The organism is Burkholderia sp. AW49-1 (assembly GCF_053427845.1).
Window position 1 is genome coordinate 207,855 of the sequence record NZ_JBSAXF010000006.1, and the last position, 19,720, is coordinate 227,574.

Annotated in this window: 17 protein-coding genes; 8 read left to right on the forward strand and 9 right to left on the reverse strand. The window is 67.2% G+C overall.

The annotated features are described in order from the left end of the window. Positions 1-171: 171 nt before the first annotated feature. Positions 172-1,011 carry a peptidoglycan DD-metalloendopeptidase family protein gene (locus tag ACV22W_RS12615; protein WP_448019550.1) on the reverse strand — a complete coding sequence of 280 codons (840 nt, stop codon included), beginning with the start codon at positions 1,009-1,011 and terminating at the stop codon, positions 172-174. A gap of 535 nt (positions 1,012-1,546) precedes the next feature. On the opposite strand from ACV22W_RS12615, the gene ACV22W_RS12620 reads away from it, so the two are divergent. The 3 genes from ACV22W_RS12620 to ACV22W_RS12630 all read left to right on the forward strand — a co-directional run bounded on the left by ACV22W_RS12620 (position 1,547) and on the right by ACV22W_RS12630 (position 5,441). Beyond that, entirely contained in the window at positions 1,547-2,443 is an 897-nt protein-coding gene (locus tag ACV22W_RS12620) for a LysR substrate-binding domain-containing protein (protein WP_448019551.1), read from the forward strand. Positions 2,444-2,496: 53 nt separating this feature from the next. Continuing rightward, positions 2,497-2,883 (forward strand): ester cyclase, encoded by a 387-nt coding sequence (locus ACV22W_RS12625; RefSeq protein ID WP_448019553.1) that lies wholly within the window; start codon positions 2,497-2,499, stop codon positions 2,881-2,883. Positions 2,884-3,296: 413 nt separating this feature from the next. Continuing rightward, positions 3,297-5,441: a hypothetical protein gene (locus tag ACV22W_RS12630; protein ID WP_448019554.1), complete on the forward strand. Its 2,145-nt coding sequence runs from the start codon at positions 3,297-3,299 to the stop codon at positions 5,439-5,441. A 102-nt stretch (positions 5,442-5,543) separates the two neighbouring features. On the opposite strand, the gene ACV22W_RS12635 is transcribed toward ACV22W_RS12630, so the two are convergent. Next, positions 5,544-6,284, reverse strand: a complete 741-nt coding sequence (locus tag ACV22W_RS12635; protein WP_448019555.1) for a sulfite exporter TauE/SafE family protein — start codon at positions 6,282-6,284, stop codon at positions 5,544-5,546. Positions 6,285-6,419: 135 nt separating this feature from the next. Further along, positions 6,420-7,436, reverse strand: a complete 1,017-nt coding sequence (locus ACV22W_RS12640) for an aldo/keto reductase (RefSeq protein WP_448019557.1) — start codon at positions 7,434-7,436, stop codon at positions 6,420-6,422. Between the two features lie 141 nt (positions 7,437-7,577). Between ACV22W_RS12640 and ACV22W_RS12645 the strand changes: the two genes are divergently transcribed. Continuing rightward, positions 7,578-8,489 (forward strand): LysR substrate-binding domain-containing protein, encoded by a 912-nt coding sequence (locus ACV22W_RS12645; RefSeq protein WP_448019559.1) that lies wholly within the window; start codon positions 7,578-7,580, stop codon positions 8,487-8,489. Positions 8,490-8,537: 48 nt separating this feature from the next. Here ACV22W_RS12645 and ACV22W_RS12650 read toward each other — a convergent pair whose 3' ends face one another. Next, positions 8,538-9,692 carry a porin gene (locus tag ACV22W_RS12650; RefSeq protein WP_448019561.1) on the reverse strand — a complete coding sequence of 385 codons (1,155 nt, stop codon included), beginning with the start codon at positions 9,690-9,692 and terminating at the stop codon, positions 8,538-8,540. A gap of 382 nt (positions 9,693-10,074) precedes the next feature. Here ACV22W_RS12650 and ACV22W_RS12655 point away from each other — a divergent pair, with 382 nt between their 5' ends. Together ACV22W_RS12655 and ACV22W_RS12660 are read left to right on the forward strand one after the other, a co-directional pair. After that, positions 10,075-11,175 carry an OpgC domain-containing protein gene (locus tag ACV22W_RS12655; protein ID WP_448019563.1) on the forward strand — a complete coding sequence of 367 codons (1,101 nt, stop codon included), beginning with the start codon at positions 10,075-10,077 and terminating at the stop codon, positions 11,173-11,175. 64 nt (positions 11,176-11,239) lie between these two features. Next, complete coding sequence (locus ACV22W_RS12660; RefSeq protein ID WP_448019565.1) at positions 11,240-12,184, forward strand: alpha/beta hydrolase; 945 nt, start codon at positions 11,240-11,242, stop codon at positions 12,182-12,184. A 66-nt stretch (positions 12,185-12,250) separates the two neighbouring features. Here the strand turns inward: ACV22W_RS12660 and ACV22W_RS12665 are convergent, their stop codons facing one another. The 4 genes from ACV22W_RS12665 to ACV22W_RS12680 all read right to left on the reverse strand — a co-directional run bounded on the left by ACV22W_RS12665 (position 12,251) and on the right by ACV22W_RS12680 (position 17,324). Continuing rightward, positions 12,251-13,852, reverse strand: coding sequence for a GMC family oxidoreductase (locus ACV22W_RS12665; RefSeq protein WP_448019567.1), 1,602 nt, complete (start codon positions 13,850-13,852; stop codon positions 12,251-12,253). Positions 13,853-13,879: 27 nt separating this feature from the next. After that, positions 13,880-14,413: a sugar dehydrogenase complex small subunit gene (locus tag ACV22W_RS12670; protein ID WP_448019569.1), complete on the reverse strand. Its 534-nt coding sequence runs from the start codon at positions 14,411-14,413 to the stop codon at positions 13,880-13,882. A gap of 15 nt (positions 14,414-14,428) precedes the next feature. Continuing rightward, entirely contained in the window at positions 14,429-15,715 is a 1,287-nt protein-coding gene (locus tag ACV22W_RS12675; protein ID WP_448019570.1) for a c-type cytochrome, read from the reverse strand. A 394-nt stretch (positions 15,716-16,109) separates the two neighbouring features. Next, the gene (locus ACV22W_RS12680) at positions 16,110-17,324 is read right to left on the reverse strand and encodes an FAD-dependent monooxygenase (protein ID WP_448019572.1); all 1,215 of its coding nucleotides are present in this window, start codon (positions 17,322-17,324) and stop codon (positions 16,110-16,112) included. 182 nt (positions 17,325-17,506) lie between these two features. Between ACV22W_RS12680 and ACV22W_RS12685 the strand changes: the two genes are divergently transcribed. Then, a complete protein-coding gene (locus ACV22W_RS12685; protein WP_448019574.1) occupies positions 17,507-18,469 on the forward strand; it encodes a LysR family transcriptional regulator in 963 nt (320 codons plus the stop codon). A gap of 79 nt (positions 18,470-18,548) precedes the next feature. Next, positions 18,549-19,307, forward strand: coding sequence for an SDR family oxidoreductase (locus ACV22W_RS12690; RefSeq protein WP_448019576.1), 759 nt, complete (start codon positions 18,549-18,551; stop codon positions 19,305-19,307). 18 nt (positions 19,308-19,325) lie between these two features. On the opposite strand, the gene ACV22W_RS12695 is transcribed toward ACV22W_RS12690, so the two are convergent. After that, the gene (locus ACV22W_RS12695; RefSeq protein ID WP_448019578.1) at positions 19,326-19,658 is read right to left on the reverse strand and encodes a cupin domain-containing protein; all 333 of its coding nucleotides are present in this window, start codon (positions 19,656-19,658) and stop codon (positions 19,326-19,328) included. Positions 19,659-19,720: the final 62 nt, after the last annotated feature.

Here is a 19,720-nt window from a genome sequence, read left to right on the forward strand (position 1 = left end):
GCAACACACGTGCGCATCGACATGCACACGCATTCATGCCGACGGCCGGCTCGCGACGGCATACGCCGCGCATCCCCGAAGACGCCCGTCGGCCCCGCATGCGGCGGGACGCACGTGAACAGACCCTAGCGTAGCAGCGAGCGCGCCCGCGTTCCAGCGGCGCGGCCCGCGTCAGCCTTGCGACGAAGGCAGGTACGGCATCGGATTGACGGGCTTGCCGTCGCGCCGCACTTCGAACAGCAGCGCGACACGCGAGTTGTCGAGGTCGCCCATCTCGGCGATCTCGTCGCCCCGGCGCACGATGTCGCCCGTCTTCACGAGCACCTTGCGGTTGTGGGCATAGGCGGTGATGAAGTCCGCGTTGTGCTGAACGATGATCAGGGTGCCGTAATCGTTCAGGCCGCTACCCGCGTACATCACGCGGCCGTCGGCCGCCGCGCGAACCGGGTCGCCGGGCCGGCCGGCGATCTGGATGCCGCGGTTCTGCCCCGGCCGGAACGCGTCGACGATCTTGCCGCGCGCAGGCCACGTGAGCGCCACACCACCCGCATGCCGCCTGGTTTCCTTCACGACCTGCCGGTCGCTCGCCGTCGACGCGCTCGCCTGCGAAGCGCCCGCCGCATTGCTCGCGGCGGCCGGCGCGGCGGCCTGCGCACTGCCATTCCCGCCCGATGCCTGCAACGGCTGCTGGCGGACGATGCGCAGCACCTGTCCCATGCGCAGCCTGCCGCGCCCATCGAGCTTGTTCCAGGTGCGCAGGTCGGCGACGCTGCAGTCGTTCGCGGACGCGATGCCCGACAGCGTGTCGCCACGTTTCACCACGTACTTCTGCGCGACGAGAATGGGTGCGGGCGGCGGCGTCGCGGGCGTTGCGGCGGGCTGGCCCGACGGCGAGCCCGCCAGCGTGTCGCTCGGCGGGACGGGCGGCGTACTGGCACAACCGGCCATGACGAGCACCGCGGCCAGGCCGGACAGCCACGCCGACTTGCGGCAAATCTCGCGCTGATTCATGGACGATCGACTCCGGTTTGACAATCTTTCAAGCATCTCAAAAACGGAACGGCCGACGTGTAACCGGATGCAAACAATGATGACAAACGATCACGAACCGGGCGCCGGCGGACACTCGTTACCGGTAATACGGTCGATTTCGGAAAAACTTGACGGTTTTGGACGCGAGATGCGGAAGAAATTTCAGGATCTGCCGGTATTTCGAATGGCTTTCAATCTCCCATGGCCGCGCCGGACAGCCGAGGCGGCCTGCGACGGCCGCCCGCTCAGCGCAGCCAGTCGACCAGCTCCGCGCAGGCCCACGCGACGCCGATGCACAGGAACAGCAGGTGCAACGCGATCTTGAACGACACGCCCCACGACGAATCGACCCGCATGACAATCTCCCCCGGTTGATATGCGGCCATGATCCGGCATCGATCCCGCCCCGAAAATGCGGAACCGGCGAACGGGGTCTCAGGCGCAGCCTGAGACCGGCGCGGCGGTTCCTGCTAACTTATCGGCCATATCCATTCTTACGCGCCCTCACCCCGCCATGCGCTTCGACCTGACCGACCTGCGGCTCTTCCTGAACATCTGCGAGGCCGGCACGATCACGGGCGGCGCCGAGCGCACACACATCACGCTGCAGGCAGCAAGCGAGCGCATTCGCGGGATGGAAGACGAACTCGGCGTGCCGCTGCTGCACCGGACCAAGTCCGGCGCGCAGGTGACCGACGCCGGCCGCGCGCTCGAGCACCACGCGCGCACGGTGTTGCAGCAGATCGACCACATGCGCGGCGAACTGCAGCAATACGGCCAGGGGCTGCGCGGGCATATCCGGCTGCTCTGCAACACGGCGTCGCTGAGCGAATACCTGCCCGACGCGCTCGCCGCGTATCTGCCGCATCATCCGAAACTGTCGATCAGCGTCGAGGAGCGCTCGAGCCAGGAAATCGTGCACGCGATCCGCAACAAGACGGCCGAGGTCGGCATCGTCGCCGATTCGGTCGGGCTCGGCGGACTCGAGCAGAAGCCGTTCCGCGAGGATTGGCTGATCGCGGTCGTGCCGGCCGGGCATCCGCTCGCCGTGCGCAACAAGGTCGCATTCGACGAGATCGCCGACGCGGATTTCATCGGGCTGACCGACGGCAGCGCGCTGCAGGTCCATCTCGGCGACCAGGCACGTGCGCTCGGCAAGCGGATCCGCTACCGTGTGCAGCTGAAGAGTTTCGATGCAATCTGCCGCGTGATCGAAAGCGGCGTGGGGATCGGCATCGTGTCGCGCCACGCGGCCGAGCGCGCGATGCAGACGATGGACGTGCGGCTCGTCGAGCTGTCCGACGCGTGGAGCCACCGCAAGCTGACGCTCTGCGCGCGATCGTTCGATGCGCTGCCCAGATATACGCAGGCGTTCGTGTCGTATCTGTCGGGCGAAACGCCATCGCGCTGAACGCCGCGCGCCATCCGAAACGGCCGGGCGATACACGAGGAGGCACCGCCGCCATGACGACACCCGATCTCGCCACGCACTACCGCGCCTACATCGACTGCCTGAACCGCCAGGACTGGCCGGCGCTCGGCCAGTACGTCGCCGACAACGTGATCCACAATGACCGGCCGCTCGGCCTGGCCGGCTACCGCGCGATGCTGGAGCAGGATTTCCGCGACATTCCGGATCTCCATTTCGAGATCCGGCTGCTGGTGTGCGAACCGCCGCGCATCGCATGCCGGCTGCGCTTCGCATGTGCGCCGAGCGGGACGTTCATGGGGCTCGCCGTCGACGGCACGCGCGTCACGTTCGCCGAGAACGTGTTCTACGAATTTCACGACGACAAGATCCGGCAGGTGTGGTCGGTGATCGACAAGGCCGCGATCGAAGCGCAGCTTTAGCATCGCCGCGGGACGGCCATCGGACGGGATCGACGAGTCGATATCCGGCTTGATTCGATTTTCCAGGGTAACGTTTTCTCGCGTATCTCACCGGAAGGCACGCCGCACGGACGCCTTTCCGATGCATGCCGTCACTGCCGATATGCCACGCTGCGCCGCAGCGAAAATAATCATAAATCGCGGAAATTCCCGCACGCATAGCCCATCTCCATCGCACCTCCTGCTTTGACCATCCGGGTTTTCACCGTCGCATCCGGCGTGAAAGCGCATTGACATCGAAGCAATCGATGCCTAAATTTGGAAAACGTTTTCCAGCATTGTCAGCGCGACGCGACCATGGCCCGCGCAGGGAGAACGCTTGCCTGCTCGAGTTGCGATTCAAGCCTTCATCACTATTCGAACCTGGAGACACGATGCATATGCGCAGCAGATTCGCGCTCGGCGCAACGTTCAGCGCCCTTTCCGTCCTGTTCGTCAGCGCATGCGGCGGCAACGACGTGAGTTCCCCGCCGCCTACCCCCGCGCTCGCGCCGAACTCGCTGCAGGCGCTCGTCTACGGCGCACCCGACACCAGCGTGCCGGCGGGCACGCGCATTCCGGTCACGATGATGGGCCAGATGAGCGCGCTGTTCGACCTGATCCGGAAGTCACCCGACTTCACGCAGGTCGTCATGGATCTCGGCGACGGTTCGCCGGTTCACGTGCTCGACACGAACACCGGCGACAAATTCCTGCCCGGCAAGCTCGCGCTCGGCCTGTCGTACATCCTGATCGACATGAAGTCGAAGGGCGACCCGCAATACGCGAGCTATCTCGCGACGTACCAGACGATCACGACCGCGATGATGGCGCAGTCAGGCAGCAACTATACGTATGCGAATACGTCGTGGGGCGAGTATTACTACCTCGTCGCGCTGAACAACCTGAAGGCGCACGGCATGCTCAACGAGGTCTTCAGCGACGCGATGCTCGCGACGCTGCAGCAACGGCTCACCTTCTGCGACATGTTCGGCCCCGATGGAAGCGGCAAGACCAGCACCTGCCCGGCCGCGGGCACGCCGATCGACATTGCGTCGCTCAATACCGCGCAGAATTATTATGCGGTGTCCTACGGAATTGCCGGGCTGCGGCAAAAACTCGGCTGGAGCAATCCGTCGTTCTCGTCGGCTACCGATCCGGCCGTCGCGACGATGGGCGCGCGCGATGCGCTGCTCTACACGGTGACGAAGCACATCCGCAAGGATTCGTCGGGCGGGTTCTCCGACGAAGCGTCGAACACGCACACGACCTATTACGACCAGGCGCGCTACGACCGCTACAGCACGCTGCTGATCGGCGAAGTGGCCGAGCGCACGTTCGAGATGGACAACGAGGCGAACCTCACGCCGGAACTGAAGGGCTACCTGCGCAAGTCGGTCGACCTGATCCTGCCGCAGCTGAACGCCGACGGCCAGGGCTTCAACTACGGCCGCTCGATCGGCCCGTACGGCGATTCCGCATTCATGGAGGTGCTGACGGCGGCCGCCAACGCGGGCGTGCTGACCGATCAGGAAAAGCAGGTCGCGTACGCGTTCATCTACCGGGCCGCGCGGCGCTTCGACACGTACTGGTACGACCCGTCGCTGCCGACGCCGTCGGTGAACATGTGGGTCAAGGGTCGCGGCACGGACGCCTATCGCGGCAAGCCGCGCGTGATGGGCGAGAATTTCAGCCTGCTGCATCAGTACCTGTACGTGAACGCGTGGTGGAACAAGCTCGGCTTCGGCGGCAAGGCGCCGATGGACGATGCGGCCTACGATGCGTGGCTCGACGCGCTGCCGCGCTATACGCTCACCTGGTACAACCAGCCCGGCGATACGGCGCATCCGTACAACGCGGCGCTGCTCACCGTGCGCGACGGCCGCCGCGCGATCAACCTGAATCTCAGCCAGGCGCCCGACTACAACTCGTTCACGCCGTACTACCCGGTGCCGTTCTCCGACAAACTGATCTACGGGACGACCGATCTGGGCTACGCATTGCTGGTGCCGCAAGTGTCGTACAACGGGAAGACCTACGTTCCCGTCACGTACTACAAGAACCTCGACGTGCAGCAGGCCAACGGGCAGGTGGTCGTGTCGTTCGACACGGCGAAGTTCCGTCTCGCGTCGAAGAACGCGGCGTACACGACGGATCTCGACCTGCAGGTGCATACCGTGCTGACGTTCGCGCACGGCACGATCTCGCGCAGCGACACGCTTGCCTCGGGCACGCTCGCCGGCAACCTGTCGGTCGAGACGGACTTCGCATCGTTCGCGGACTTCGCGTCCGCGCAAGCAAACGGCGACGGCACGTCGGTGACGTACGCGAACAGCACCGCGACCGGCTATGCGGCGTCCGGGTTCGACACCTGCGCGCTGTCCGCCTTCGACACGGTCAACGGCACGGCGAACCCGCTGTCGACGACGCCGATCGGCCAGTTGCATTCGAACTTCGCGTGCAAGACCAGTCCGTTCGCGCTCGGTGCGGGCGTCACCCGCACGTTCGGGTGGACGCTGAAGTACGCCGACCCGGCCTGAGCGGCATGGCCGCCGCTCCGTGAGCGTCCTCGACGCCGACACTCGAAACCGGCTTCGGGGCATTCACGCCGGGCGCGCGGCGCACGTGTCGGCGATGCCCGTTCACAACCACGCCGAAGCGGCCATGTAGGCGCCGAGCGCGATCATCCCGACGAAGAAGCAGCGCTTGAACGCCTTCTCGCTCATCACGCGCCGCGCATATTGCCCGCCGATCATCCCCGCGAGTGCCGGCACGAGCGCCAGCGCCGATACGCCGAGATCGACCGCCTGCAGCGCGCCCGTCACGCGCAACTGCAGCCCGAGCGCGATCGTCGACGCGGTAAACGACAGCCCGAGCGCCTGGATCAGGTCGTCCTTCGACAGCCGCAGCGCCTGCAGGTACGGCACCGCCGGCACGACGAACACGCCGGTCGCGGCCGTCACGACGCCCGTCAGATAGCCGACCGCGGCCGACAGCCACTTCTCGTATCGGCCCGGCGCGGGTAATCGCGCGCCGGCGAGCCCCCAGCAGCCGTATGCGGCCAGCACGACGCCGAGTGACGCGTGGGTCCACGCACTGCCGGCGGCAAGCGCGGGCAGCCCGCCCGTCAGCGTGCCGATCGTCAGCCCGGCGAGCAGCGGCCACAGACGCCGCAGCAGCGGCCCGAACGACGGGCCGAGCCACAGCTGCCACACATTGGTGATGAACGACGGCACGAGCAGCAGGCTCGCGGCGGCTGACGGCGGCATCGCGAGCGTCAAGAGCCCCATCGCGATCGTCGGCAGCCCCAGGCCGATCATGCCCTTGACCGCGCCGGCCAGCAGAAAGACCAGCACGATGACGATCAGCGTATCGGTTTGCATGGAGCGCGTTCCGTCCGGTTGAAGACGGCGCCGATGATGAACCACCGTCGCGCCGCGGGCCATCTGGCTTTGCCTGAGGCTGGCTCGGGCCCGTCCGGCGGGGCTCGTTGCTCGTCATCCCGCCATGCCCACCGTTCAGGCTCCGTGCGCCGGCCCCCGGCCCTGCTCGCTGTCGAGGTGCGCCATCTGGGGTGCCGGATAACGCTCGCCCGCCGCCGCCCCGGCGGGAACCGCCGTTTCGATGTGCGCCAGATCTTCGACCGTTAGTTGCAACTTGGACGCCTGCAATGCGTCCTGGAGTTGCGTGCGCTTGCGCGCGCCGATCAGCGGCACGATGTCGTCGCCGCGCGACAGCGCCCATGCGATCGCGATCTGCGGCGGGTTGCTGCCCTTCTCGCCGGCAATCGCACGCAGCGCGTCGACCAGCGCGAGATTGTGCGCGAGGTTCTCGCCCTGGAAGCGCGGGCTGGCCGCGCGGAAGTCGCGCTCGCCCTGCCGCGCCGCGCTCCAGCCGCCGCCGAGCAACCCGCGCGACAACACGCCGTAGGCGGTCACGCCGATCCCGAGTTCGCGGCACACGGGCAGGATGTCCGCCTCGATCCCGCGCGACAGCAGCGAGTATTCGATCTGCAGGTCGGCGATCGGCGCGACGGCCGCCGCGCGGCGAATCGTGTCGGCCCCCACCTCCGACAGGCCGATATGGCGCACATGGCCGGCCTTCACGAGATCGGCGATCGCGCCGACCGTCTCCTCGATCGGCACCGTCGGATCGACGCGCGCCGGCCGGTAGATGTCGATGTGGTCGGTGCCGAGCCGCTTCAGCGAATACGCGACGAAATTGCGGATCGCCTGCGGCCGCGCGTCGTAGCCGACGAACGCGCCGGCCGGGTCGCGCAGCGCGCCGAATTTCACGCTGATCAGCACCTGGTCGCGCGTGCGGCCGCGCAGCGCGTCGCGGATCAGCATCTCGTTGTCGCCCATCCCGTAGAAGTCGCCCGTGTCCAGCAGCGTGATCCCGTTGTCGAGCGCCGCGTGGAGCGTCGCGATGCTTTCGTCGCGATCCGCCGGCCCGTACAGATCCGACATCCCCATGCAGCCGAGCCCGATCGCCGACACCTGTGGGCCCGTGCGGCCCAGTTGACGCTTGTCCATGTCCGTTTCCTCGCGGTGGTGAGTGAATGAACCGGATTCTGGGCGCATCGCGGCGCGCGATAAACGCGAAACGCCCAACCAATTCATTCGACGCTGATTAACAATGGAGCCTGTCCCAATTCGCCCACGCTCCCGCCCCGCATGGACCATCTGCATGCAATGCGCATCTTTGCGCGCGTCGCTCACCTCGGCAGCTTCACGAAAGCGGCCGAGCAGTTGCAATTGCCGCGCCCGACGGTCAGCAATGCCGTCCAGTATCTGGAAAGACACCTGAGGGTGCGCCTGCTGCAGCGAACCACCCGGCGCGTCGCGCTCACCGCCGAGGGCGCCACCTACTTCGAGCGCTGCATCCGGCTGCTGGCCGATCTGGACGATGCCGAGACGCTGTTCGACGACGCCGGCGCCGCGCCGCGCGGCGTGATCCGCGTCGACCTGCCCGAACGCTTCGCGCTGAACAAGGTGATTCCGGCGCTGCCGGATTTCCACGCGCGCTATCCCGACCTGCGCGTCGTGCTGAGCACGACCGACCGCTTCGTCGATCTCGTCGCCGACGGCATCGACTGCGCGGTGCGGGTCGGCGTGCTGTCCGACACGTCGCTGGTCGCGCGCCGCGTCGGCGAGATGGCGCAGATCAACTGCGCGTCGCCCGCGTATCTCGCGCGATACGGCACGCCGCGCTCGCCGGACGATCTGCCCGACCACGTCGCGGTCGGCTATTTCTCGAGCCGCACGGGCCGCGAGCTGGACTGGGAATATGCGGACATGGATTCGGGCGCGCTGCAGACGGTGAAGATGCGCAGCGTGGTCGCGGTGAACAGCTCGCAGGCATATCTCGCGTGCTGCATCGCGGGCCTCGGGCTGATCCAGGCGCCGCGCGACGGGCTCGCGCCGCTGCTCGAGGACGGCTCGCTGGTCGAGGTGCTGCCGGAGTGGCATGCCGCGCCGCTGCCGGTGTCGGTCGTGTTTCCGAACGGCCGGCATCTGGCGCCGCGCGTGCGGATCTTCGTCGACTGGCTCGCGCAAACGCTCGACGACGCGCACCGACCGGCATGACGAAGGCCGGCGCCGGGGCAACTCGCCCCGGGCACCGGCAGGTCAATATCAGAACTTGTGGCGGATCGCGGCGCGCACCGCGAACTGGTTCGAGGACGACGACGGACCGTCCGTCCCGACCACGTAGCCGCCATCGGCCGCAGTGCCGGTCTTGTCGCCGGCGACCTTCTGCCATGCGCCCTGCAGGTAGACGTCGGTGCGCTTGGACAGGCTGTAGTCGGCCATCAGTCCGACGGTGTGGTACTTCGGCTTGAACGAACCGGCCGCGGCGTCGAACTTGCCGTCCGTGTACACGTACTGCGCGCCGAGATAGAAATCGGACGTGAGCTGGTACTTGCCGTTGATCTCGAAGTTCTGGAACTTGGTCGCGCTCAGCCCGAGGCCGGAGAACGTCGACGCCGGCAGGTAGACGGTCGACACCGGGTTCTTCACGTCGGTCTTCGTATAGACGAAGCCGACCGTCGCCGGGCCGAACGTGTAGTTGATGCCGCCGCCGAAGATGCGCAGGCGGTCGGCGACGAAGTTCGCATCGTCGGCCGCGATCGCGCCCGCGTTGCCGACGCCCGGGCTGTTCGCCTGCAGGTATGCCGCCGCGACCTGCAGGCCGGCCAGCGAATACTGCGCGCCGATACTGTACTGGCGGTTGGTCGCGAAGCCGGTGCTGTTGCTGAAGCTGTAGGTGCCGCCGAACGACAGCCCGTTCCAGTCGGGGCTCGCGTACTTGACCGTGTTGTTGACGCGGAACGAGTTGTCCGTGTTGTCGTTGTCGAACGGGTGCGAGAACAGCGTGCCGCCCCAGTTGCCGTTCGCGGTGAGCGGCGCGAGATAGTCGACGACGGAATCGTACTGGCGACCGAAGGTCAACGTGCCGAAGCGCGACGCGCTCAGCCCGACGAACGCCTGGCGGCCGAACATCCGGCCGCCCTGGTTGAGCCGGCCGTTGTTCACGTCGAAGCCGCTTTCCAGCGTGAAGATCGCCTTCAGGCCGCCGCCCAGGTCCTCGCTGCCCTTCAGGCCCCAACGGCTGCCCTGCGCGTAGCCGCTCGCGAGCTGGTAATTCGTTTTTCCGACCCCGTTTACGTTGACGTTGTTCGTGTAGTTGAAGCCCTCGTCGATCAGGCCGTACAGCGTCACGCTGTCCTGCGCGAAGGCCGGCGCGGCAAAAGCGGCCAGCGCGGCGGCAATAATGACGTGCTTCTTCATGACGGATCTCCGGAGCCGGGTGCCGGGCAGGCCATGCGCCCGGCGATTGTTTGAACTGTTTTATAGAGGTGGCCCGCAGGGCGGACTGCGCGGTGTGCGGCCGCGAGGACAAAATGGTGTCACGTCGCAAATCGCCCGTCCATCGGGGCATGGGCACGGCGCGCAAAGCGTTGCGCTCGTCCAACTGCCCCGGTTCTCACCATGGCCCGATCAGGCTTGCCTGCAACGGCTGGCGGGCCCGCCATCCGCGTAAACCCGGACGGCGTCACATCGGTGGCACAATGCGCATCCGTTCGTCATTTCTTCACGAAGTCATGCTTCACCCCGATTCATGCACGGCCGGTGCCGGCCGCGCACGCGGCGCGCGCCCGGAGGCGGCCCGATGACCGCCGCCGCCCGGGCCGGCCGCTACGCCGAGCTCGATTTCTTCCGCGGCCTCGTGCTGCTGGTGATCGTCGTCGACCACATCGGCGGCAGCATCCTGTCGCGCGTGACGCTGCATGCGTACGCGCTGTGCGATGCGGCCGAGGTGTTCGTGTTCCTCGGCGGTTTCGCGACCGCCATCGCGTACAACTCGCTCGCCGAGCGCCACGACGAGGCTGCCGCGCGCCAGCGCTTCATCCGCCGTGCCTTCGAGATCTACCGTGCTTTCCTCGTGACGGCCGGCCTGATGCTGCTCATCACCGCCGTGCTGAACGCATTCTCGATCGACGGCCCGAACATGCCGACCAACGATCTCGACGGCCTGCTCCACAAGCCGCTCGCCGCGCTGCGCGACATCCTGCTGTTCCGTCGCCAGCCGTATCTCGCGTCGGTGCTGCCGATGTATGCGTTCTTCGCGCTGCTGGTGCCGCTCGCGCTGCCGCTCGCGCGCACGCAGCCGTGGCTGATGCTCGCGTTCAGCGGCTCGCTCTGGTATGCGGCGCCGCACATCGCGCGCTTCTTGCCGACCGTCGAAGGCGCGCCGTGGGACTTCAATCCGTTCGCGTGGCAGTTCCTGTTCGTGCTCGGCGTGATCGCGCGCTGCCAGCCCGTCTACCAGACGCTCGCGCCGAAACCGCAGGGCTGGCTGCTGACGGCCGTGTCGCTCGCGATCGTCGCGGCCGGCGCGTATTACCGGCTGCGCATCGAGCCGTTCCCGACCGATCCGTCGATCAAGCAAAATCTCGGCGCGCTGCGGCTCGCGAACTTCCTCGCGATCGCGTGGCTCGCGGCCAAGCTCGTGCACCTCGGATGGATGAAGAAGGTCGCGCACGCGATGCCGTGGATCGGCACGATCGGCCGCCAGGGGCTGCTGTGCTTCGTCGCCGGCACCGGCATCTCGCTCGCGGTCGACTCGCTGCTTTACCAGGCGACCGAGGGCTATCTGAACGTGCCGCTCGGCCTGGCCGCCGACGCCGTCGCGATGGGCTTGCTGTACCTCGTCGCGAAGCTCTACGCGCCGCTCGTGTCGCGGCTGCCGTTCCCGTTCCGTTCGCGGTGATGATGCGCCGCGCCGTCATGCACCGCTGCTACGATAGCGGGCGCCTCTCCTGAAACGATTCACCATGCGCCGACTCGCCCTTCCGTTCGCCGCCGCCCTGATCGCCGGCGCCATCGCCACTGCCCACGCCACGCCGGGCGGGCCCGCGGTTTCAACGGCGTCGTCCGCGCCCGCGGCCGCGACCGTCCCGCCCGCAACGATCGCGCAGGCCGCCCAGGAACCGCCGGTCAATCCGGGCAGCAGCGTCGCGCTGCGCACCTTCCGGTCGGCGTCGCTGAAGCGCGACTGGTCCTACACGGTCTACCTGCCGCCCGGCTACAACCCGGAAGGCGCGCGCTATCCGGTGCTATACCTGCTGCACGGCAACGCCGGCAACGCAAACGACTGGATCACCCAGGGCCGGCTGCAGGCCACCGCCGACACGCTGATCGAGCACCACGAGATCCCGCCCGTCGTGATCGTGATGCCGCAAGGCGGCACCGACTGGTACGTCGACCGCAAGGAGAAGATGCAGAGCGCGTTCCTCAACGACCTGCTGCCCGAAGTCGAAGCGCACTTCGCGGTGTCGAACCAGCGCGCGGGCCGCGCGATCGGGGGCGTGTCGATGGGCGGCTTCGGCGCGCTGCGTTTCTCGCTGCTCGAGCCGGGCCTGTTCTGCGGCGCGATGCTGCTGAGCCCCGCGATCTACGCAAACGAGCCGCCGCTCAATTCCGCCGCGCGTTACGTCGGCGTATTCGGCGACCGGCAGTTCGACCCGCGCGTATGGCACGAGCTGAACTACCCGGCACTGCTGCGCGGCTATTTCGCGCGCAACTGGCGCGTGCCGATGTTCATCGCGGCGGGCGACGACGACCTGACGATCCAGGCCGAATCGAGCGTGCTGTACACGCATCTGCGCCGCGCGCAGAACCCGGCGGAACTGCGCATCGTCGACGGCGGGCACACGTGGGAAGTGTGGCGCGGGCTGCTCGGACAGGGGTTGAAGTACGCACTGGAATGCGTGAAATGATGCGGGCCTGAGCACGGCCCCACCATGGCGGGCGGTATGCGCGCGCCGCCGGCCGCCTTGCTCGCGTCAGACTTCCGCGGCGATCGTCCTTGCCATCCGCAGCGCCAGCGCATATCCGGTCAGCGTCGGATTGACCACCGACGAACTCGGATGCACGGCCGTGCTCGCGATGAACAGGTTCGGGTGATCGTGCGTACGGCAATCGCGGTCGACGACGGAATCGGCCGGATCGCTGCCCATGATCGTCGTGCCCATGATGTGCGAACTCGGCACCCACGCATGGATGTCGTTGACGACCTCGGTCGCACCGAACACCCGCTGGAAATCGCGATAGTCGTCGAGCACTTGCGATGCCGCGCGCAACGCGTAGTCGTACACGTCGTAATCGGTGCGCGGCGTCGGCAGCCCGAGCGCATCCTTGCGATCGCTCAGCGTCACGCGGTTGCGCGGGTCGGGCAGGATCTCAACGTAGCTGGCGATCTTCAGATAGCGCGCCGCGTCGTGGCGGATCCGCGCATCGAGCGCGTCGCCGACGACACCTTGCGCGATCAGCCGCCGCGTGACGACCTCGTTGGGCACCGTGTTGTCGAGGAAATGCCGGATCGCGCCGTGTTCGCGACGAAACGCGCCGTCGCGCCGCGTGTTGATGCTGCCCTGCTGCGTCGGGCCGCGCCCCGCCCACACCGGCTCGCGCGCGAGCATCGCGATCGCGCGGCCGGTGTGTCCCATCATGTTGCGGCCGACCTGGTCCGACGAATTCGCGACACCCGACATCAGCAGCAGCTTCGGAATCTCCACGCCATGCGCCGCGAGCACGAAGGTCCGCGCGGTCAGGCGCGTGCCTTTGCCGTCCGGCGTCATGTAATGGATCGCGGCGATCTTGCGATTCTCGCCGCGCTCGATCTTGTAGACGACCGCGTTCGTCAGCAGCCGCGCGCCTTGCGCGACGGCGCGCAGCACCGGGCGATCGCCTGAAAACTGCGCACCGATCGGGCAGATCGGCGCGCAGTTGTTGTTGCCGGCGCAGGTCGGTCGGCCCTCGTAGGGCCGCGTCGCGCGCGCGTTGGGTTCGTCGACGAAACGATGACCGATCGTCGCGACCTTGTCCGCGACCTGCTGCGTCAGGTACGACCACGGCTGCTGCCGCATCGGATACGGCTTCGAGCGCGGCGGGAACGGCGCGCCGCCCTGGCCGCTCTGGTCGTCGGTATCCGAGCCCGATACGCCGATCTGCTCTTCGGCGAGCTGGTACCACGGCTCAAGCTCGTCATAACCGATCGGCCAGTCGCGCCCCTGGCCGTACAGGCTGCGCAGCCGGAAATCGTTCGGCAGCATGCGCCACGTCGCCCCTCCCCAGTGCCACGTCGTGCCGCCGACGAGCCGCAGGAACGACGGCTTCTGCGGCACCGGGCCGATGCTGTCGATGTAGCGGTCGGAGTAGCGTCCGGTGGACGATTTCGGCGCCCATGGCAGATCCGGATACGGGCCGTTGTAGTCCGACTTGTTGCCGTAGTCGCGGAACGCGCGCACCAGCTCTGCCCGCTTCACCTCCGGCCCCGCCTCGAGCACGATAACGGACTTGCGTTGCTGCGTCAGCGATTGTGCAACGGCGCCGCCCAGGATGCCGGCGCCGATTACGATGACGTCCGCGTCATAGGTACTGCTCATGATTTCGATCCTCGTTCGAAAGGCCGGTCAGCCGGCGTCGGCGGTCGGACGCGCGGTCCAGTACTCGGGGCGCGCGCGGATGTAGGTCGGAATGACCGTGACGTCGGCGGTCGGCTCGAACATCAGCGCGGTCTCGTAGCCGACCATGCGCGCCTGCCCGCCATGGCCGACGCTGCCCGTGTAGAAGGCCTCGATGATGGCCAGCGCGGCGGTGCGCAATTCGGGGGCCGCGACGCCGAGCGTGCGCACGAAAGCGTCGAGCGGCTGCGTGCCCATGTCGATCGCGACGGCGAGCGCGCGCAGCCGTCCTGGAAATTCGCTGTCCTGAGCGACGAGACCGTCGTAGACGGATTGCACATAGCGTGACGGAAGCGTCGAGCGGCGCGTCAGATAGGTCGCCACACCGGAAAAATCCCGCAGCGGCACGGCCTCTGGCGCAGCCGCCGCACGTGCGATCAGCACGCCGGCAGGCAGTGCGGCGGCAAGCGCCGCGCCGGCCGACAGCTTCACGAAGCGGCGACGCTGCGCGTCCGGGTCGTCGGTCACGTCGAATTCGTTCATCGCATGCATCTCCTGTCAGCGGGCGGGGGCGGTGCGGATCTTCGCGACATCCGCCGCGCTCACCCGAGTCCGACCATTGCCGAACCGGTCGCTCAAGTAGTTCACCAGGGTCACCACTTCGTCATCCTTGAGTTCGGTCTGGAACGGCGGCATGAAATAGTGCGCGGCGCCGTTGTTCACGCTCGCGCCGTGCATGACCACCTGCAGCAAGTTCGACACGGTGGCGGTGCCGACCGCGCTGTTGGCGAACAGCGACGGGAAGAATCCGTCCGAGGTGCCGGCGCCCGTCATCCCGTGACAGCTCGCGCAATGATCGAGATAGAGCGACGCGCCAGCCGGCGCCGGGCCTCCGGCCGCGGCCGCGGCGCGTACCGCGACGTAGTCGTCCGTCTTGCGCCCCTGCGCGGAACGCGGTGCGGTGTCGGCGCCCTTGGCCGCCGGCACGGTCGATAGATATGCGGCGATCGCGTTCAGATCGCGGTCGCTCATGCGGCTGAAGCTGTGTTCGACCGCTTCCGCCATCGGGCCGGCCGCCTGCGCCCTGCCCGGCACGTTGCCGGTGCGCAGGTACTGGACGATCTGCGCGGTCGTCCACGTGCCGATGCCCGCGTCGCGGTCGCGCGTGATGTTGAACGCCTGCCAGCCCGCGAGCGTCGCGCCGGCGAGATAGCCGACGCCGGTTTCGTCGTAGGCCAGCTCCTGCATCCCGACGCCGCGCGGCGTATGACAGGTGCCGCAGTGCGCGGCGCCCTGCACCAGGTAGGCGCCGCGATTCCACTCGGCGTCCCGCCCGGGCTTCGGCACATACGCGCCTTCGCGCAGATACAGCGCATTCCAGATCTTCAGCGGCCAGCGCATGGTCAGCGGCCACGGGAAATCCGGCCGGCGGTTCGGCTGGTGCACCGGTGTGACGCCGTGCATGAAATACGCATACAGGTTCGCGATGTCGTCATCGCTGAACTTCGTGTACGACGGATACGGCATCGCCGGATACAGGTTGCCGCCGTCGCGCCGAAGCCCCTTGCGCAGCACGTTCGCGAAATCCTGCGCCGAGTAGTTGCCGATCCCGGTTTGCTTGTCCGGCGTGATGTTGGTCGAGTAGATGTCGCCCATCGGCAACGGCATCGCGAGGCCGCCCGCGAACGGCTGGCCGCCCGGCACCGTATGGCATGCGACGCAGTCCGCCGCGACGGCCAGCGCCTTGCCCGCAGCGACGCGATCCGCGGCCTGCACGGCCGCCGATGCGGGGGCCGTCGCGATGAGGAAAAGCGCGACAAGCGCGCAAAGGCCGGGTAAGCGCATGGAAATCGTCCGTGAGGAATCCGGTTAGCAAAGCGGTTCGGGGGGCCTCGCGATACAACCCTCTATCTTGCGGAGGAATCGCTCGCGTGGCGTGGCCGCACTATATCACCTTCTGTATCGATACACTAAATCGATACAGAATCACCATTCGGGTAATAATCGGTGGATGCCGGATCAGCGTCGCTGGATGTCGGAGGACGGTCGAACGCCGCGTGGGCGCGGCGGCAACTTGCGCGTCATGTCGCCAACGTGCGCGCGCAAGCCGTGGCCGCGGGAACAGGTGGCCGACTACGCGTGACGGCAATGTGGCCGTACCGCATTCCCGACAGACGACCGCGTCAGCGCCGCACCGGTCGCCCGGCGCATCGCCGTCGCTTGCACCGCGCCTGTCAGGTCAAAGCCACGTCCCGCCCTGCCGCTCGTTCGGCTCGTCGGCGAGCGCATCGAAATCGTGAATCCAGTCCAGGTGATGCAGCACGCTGTCGCGCTCGCCGAGCCGTGCATTGCGCGCCTGCGCGGCTGGCCCGTCGGGCAGATGCAGCACGTCGGCCGCTGAAATCGACGCGTACTGCACCTTGCGCGTGCGGCCGCGCCGCAGCCGCTCGTAAGCCTTCTGCGCCTCGCGCCAGTTGCCTGGCCCCGCCTTCGCCAGTTGCGCGGCCAGCACCATCGCGTCCTCGATCGATTGATTCGCGCCCTGCCCGTGATGCGGCACCAGCGCATGCGCGGCGTCGCCGATCAGCGTCACGCGCCCGCGGCTCCAGCGGCCGAGCGGCGGCCGGTGAAACAGCCCCCAGCGCTGATTGATCGGCACGGCGGTGATCATCTGCACCACCGCCGGATGCCAGTTCCCGAACAGTCGCAGTTGCTCGCCCTCCTCCGCCGGCATGACCCAGTCGCGCGACGGCCACGGCGACGGATGACGCTCGACCAGCAGAAAGTTCTGATCGCCGTTGCCGCCGATCGGATAATGCAGCAGATGACCGTGCGGCCCGATCCAGAACTGAATGGTTTCGGGATCGGGCAGCAGGTCCATCCGCTCGGCCGGTACCACGCCGCGAAATCCCGAGCAACCCGAATACAGCACGTCGTCGTAGCCGAGCATCCAGCGCCGCGTGATCGAACGCGCGCCGTCCGCGCCGATCACGAGATCGGCGTCGACACGTTCGCCGTTGGCAAAGGTCAGCGTGACGCGATCCGGATGCTGCGCGAGATCGACGAGCCGATGGCCGAGACGAATCTGCTCGCCCCCGACCGCCTTCGACAGGATCGCCTGCAGGTCCGCGCGGTGCACGCCCCAGTACGAGCCGCCGAATTGCCTGCGATAGTCCGGCTCGCCGCGATGATGGCCGATCACGACGCCGCTGCGTCCGTCGCGGTAGACGAGACCCGGGATCTCGGCACACACCGCGTCGAACGCCGGGCGCAATCCCATCCGTTCGTAGAAACGCGTCGCGTTGGCGGACAGCGCGACGGCCGCCCCCACCTCGCGCAGCGCATCGGTCTGCTCGTACAGCTGCGCGTCGATGCCCTGCTCGCGCAATGCAAGCGCCAGCGTCAGGCCACCGATTCCGGCGCCGACGATCGCGATCCTCTGTTTCGTCTGCATGATGAACGTGTCTCCGATATTCAAGTAATGAAGGGGCGAGGCCGCGGCGCGCGTGACCTGCCCGGCGCGCCTGTCGAATGCCGCGCCGTATCGGTATTTTCAGCAGCACCTCGTCATCCCACAATAAAATGCAGGGAATCTGTTTCATCACTGAACGGAATGACCGGAGGCCATGCCGAACCATGGAACTGAGCGAGATCGACCTCAATCTGTTGCTGCTGTTTCAGCGGCTGATGCAGGAGCGGCGCGTGTCGAGCGTCGCCGAGCAGATGAACATGAGCCAGCCGGGCGTCAGCAACGCGCTCGCGAAGCTGCGCCGCCGGCTCGGCGATCCGCTCTTCGTGCGCGGCCCGGGCGGTGTGGTCCCGACGCCGTTCGCATTGCGCCTGGCCGAGCCGGTTGCGCACGCGCTGTCGACGCTGCATGCCGCGCTCAACCCCGAGACCGGCTTCGATCCGATGCGCGCGTCACGCACGATGACTATCGGGATGACCGACATCGGCGAAGTCGTGTTCCTGCCCGCGCTGCTCGAACGCCTGTCGCGCGCAGCGCCGGGCATCGCGCTCAATACGGTGCGCAACACGAGCGTCAACCTCAGCGACGAGATGGCCGACGGCCGCGTCGATCTCGCGATCGGGCTGTTGCCGCAGCTTCAGGGCGGGTTCTATCAACGCCGGCTGTTCGATCAGCGATACGTGTGCCTGTTCCGGCGCGGACATCCGCTCGAAGATGCGCCGCTGACGGTCGACGCATGGCGGGACGCCGAGCATCTGGTCGTGGTGTCGGCCGGCACCGGTCACGGGCAGGTGGACGAATGGCTGAAGCGGCGCCGCGTGAAACGCCGCGTGCGGCTGACCGTGCCGCATTTCATGAGCGTCGGCTACATCCTGCAGCGCACCGACCTGATCGCGACCGTGCCGGAACATCTTGCACTGCAGCTCGCGGCGCCGTTTTCGCTGGGCTGGCGCGCGTTGCCGGTCACGCTGCCGGGCGCGCCGATTCACATGCTGTGGCATGCGCGCGTGAATCAGGACGAAGGCAATCGCTGGTTGCGGGAGGTCGTGGTCAGCCTGTTCGCGGACGAAAGGCCGCGCCTGCGCGCAGGAAATAGTCGCGTGCGTCGCGAAGTCCGGCGTGCGCGGTAGCATGTCGCTTCGACCGGCGCACGGCGAGTGCATCGCGCGCGCCGCCGCTTTCCTCATCCAACCCGCAGGGAATCAAGCCATGTCTGTCTCGATGAAATTCGCCGCCGTCACGGGCGCCGGATCCGGCATCGGTCGCGCCGCGGCAATCGCACTCGCGAACGCCGGATATACCGTCGCGCTGATCGGACGCAAGGAAGCCTCGCTGCGTGAGACGAAGGAGGCGATCGTCGCCGCACGCGGCGACGCGCATGTTTTTCCGGCCGACGTCACCGACGAAGCATCGGTCGACCACGCGTTCGCGCAAATCGCGCAGCAGTTCGGGCGGCTGGACGTCCTCTTCAACAATGCCGGCCGCAATGCACCGGCCGTTCCGCTCGACGAATACGATTTCGGCGTATGGAACGACGTCGTCGCGACGAATCTGACGGGCGTCTTTCTGTGCGCGCGGGCCGCGTGGCGCGTAATGAAGACGCAAACGCCACAGGGTGGCCGGATCATCAACAACGGCTCGATCTCCGCCTATACGCCGCGCCCGAACACGATCGCGTACACGGCCACCAAGCACGCGGTGGCCGGCATCACCAAGTCGCTCGCGCTCGACGGCCGTGCATACAGCATCGCGTGCAGTCAGATCGACATCGGCAACGCGGCGACGTCGCTGACGGATCGCATGACGGAAGGCGTGCTGCAGGCCGACGGACGCATGGCGCCCGAGGCGCGGATGGACGTCACGCATGTCGCGAATGCGGTCGTTCAGATGGCGAACCTTCCGCTGGATACGAACATACTGAACATGACGATCATGGCGACCACGATGCCGTTCGTGGGGCGTGGATAACGCGGCGCCCCGCGCGTTTCATCGGTCGTAATAAATCGCGAGCCAGACGCTCGGCTCGTCGGGGTGCGTCCACGCGACGCGATGCCGGCAATGCGGTTCGATCAGCACGTAGTCGCCGGGGCGCATGTCGTGAAGCGTCGCGTCCGCTTCGAACTCGAGCACCGCTGCGCCCGACAACAGCACCACCCATTCGGCGCGCGAATCGTCATACCAGAACCCGTCGGGGCTCGTATGCCCCATCGATACGATCCGCTCGACGTTCAGGCGCGCGCCGGTGACGAGCACGTCGACACGCTCGTCGTCGCCGCGCGTTCCTTCGACACTGAACAGATTGCCGGTTTGAAGTTGCATCGTTCGACCTCGAGTCGGCCTTCGGCGGAAGGCGGATGACGCCCACTGTAGCGCGAAGGCCG

Excerpts from the sequence above, each read along its gene's own strand:
- ACV22W_RS12660 (WP_448019565.1), top strand. The coding sequence starts at position 11,240 with ATGCGCCGACTCGCCCTTCCGTTCGCCGCCGCCCTGATCGCCGGCGCC.
- ACV22W_RS12640 (WP_448019557.1), bottom strand. The coding sequence starts at position 7,436 with ATGGACAAGCGTCAACTGGGCCGCACGGGCCCACAGGTGTCGGCGATC.
- ACV22W_RS12650 (WP_448019561.1), bottom strand. The coding sequence starts at position 9,692 with ATGAAGAAGCACGTCATTATTGCCGCCGCGCTGGCCGCTTTTGCCGCG.
- ACV22W_RS12630 (WP_448019554.1), top strand. The coding sequence starts at position 3,297 with ATGCATATGCGCAGCAGATTCGCGCTCGGCGCAACGTTCAGCGCCCTT.
- ACV22W_RS12690 (WP_448019576.1), top strand. The coding sequence starts at position 18,549 with ATGTCTGTCTCGATGAAATTCGCCGCCGTCACGGGCGCCGGATCCGGC.
- ACV22W_RS12615 (WP_448019550.1), bottom strand. The coding sequence starts at position 1,011 with ATGAATCAGCGCGAGATTTGCCGCAAGTCGGCGTGGCTGTCCGGCCTG.
- ACV22W_RS12655 (WP_448019563.1), top strand. The coding sequence starts at position 10,075 with ATGACCGCCGCCGCCCGGGCCGGCCGCTACGCCGAGCTCGATTTCTTC.
- ACV22W_RS12685 (WP_448019574.1), top strand. The coding sequence starts at position 17,507 with ATGGAACTGAGCGAGATCGACCTCAATCTGTTGCTGCTGTTTCAGCGG.
- ACV22W_RS12645 (WP_448019559.1), top strand. The coding sequence starts at position 7,578 with ATGGACCATCTGCATGCAATGCGCATCTTTGCGCGCGTCGCTCACCTC.
- ACV22W_RS12680 (WP_448019572.1), bottom strand. The coding sequence starts at position 17,324 with ATGCAGACGAAACAGAGGATCGCGATCGTCGGCGCCGGAATCGGTGGC.
- ACV22W_RS12695 (WP_448019578.1), bottom strand. The coding sequence starts at position 19,658 with ATGCAACTTCAAACCGGCAATCTGTTCAGTGTCGAAGGAACGCGCGGC.
- ACV22W_RS12635 (WP_448019555.1), bottom strand. The coding sequence starts at position 6,284 with ATGCAAACCGATACGCTGATCGTCATCGTGCTGGTCTTTCTGCTGGCC.
- ACV22W_RS12620 (WP_448019551.1), top strand. The coding sequence starts at position 1,547 with ATGCGCTTCGACCTGACCGACCTGCGGCTCTTCCTGAACATCTGCGAG.
- ACV22W_RS12670 (WP_448019569.1), bottom strand. The coding sequence starts at position 14,413 with ATGAACGAATTCGACGTGACCGACGACCCGGACGCGCAGCGTCGCCGC.
- ACV22W_RS12665 (WP_448019567.1), bottom strand. The coding sequence starts at position 13,852 with ATGAGCAGTACCTATGACGCGGACGTCATCGTAATCGGCGCCGGCATC.
- ACV22W_RS12675 (WP_448019570.1), bottom strand. The coding sequence starts at position 15,715 with ATGCGCTTACCCGGCCTTTGCGCGCTTGTCGCGCTTTTCCTCATCGCG.
- ACV22W_RS12625 (WP_448019553.1), top strand. The coding sequence starts at position 2,497 with ATGACGACACCCGATCTCGCCACGCACTACCGCGCCTACATCGACTGC.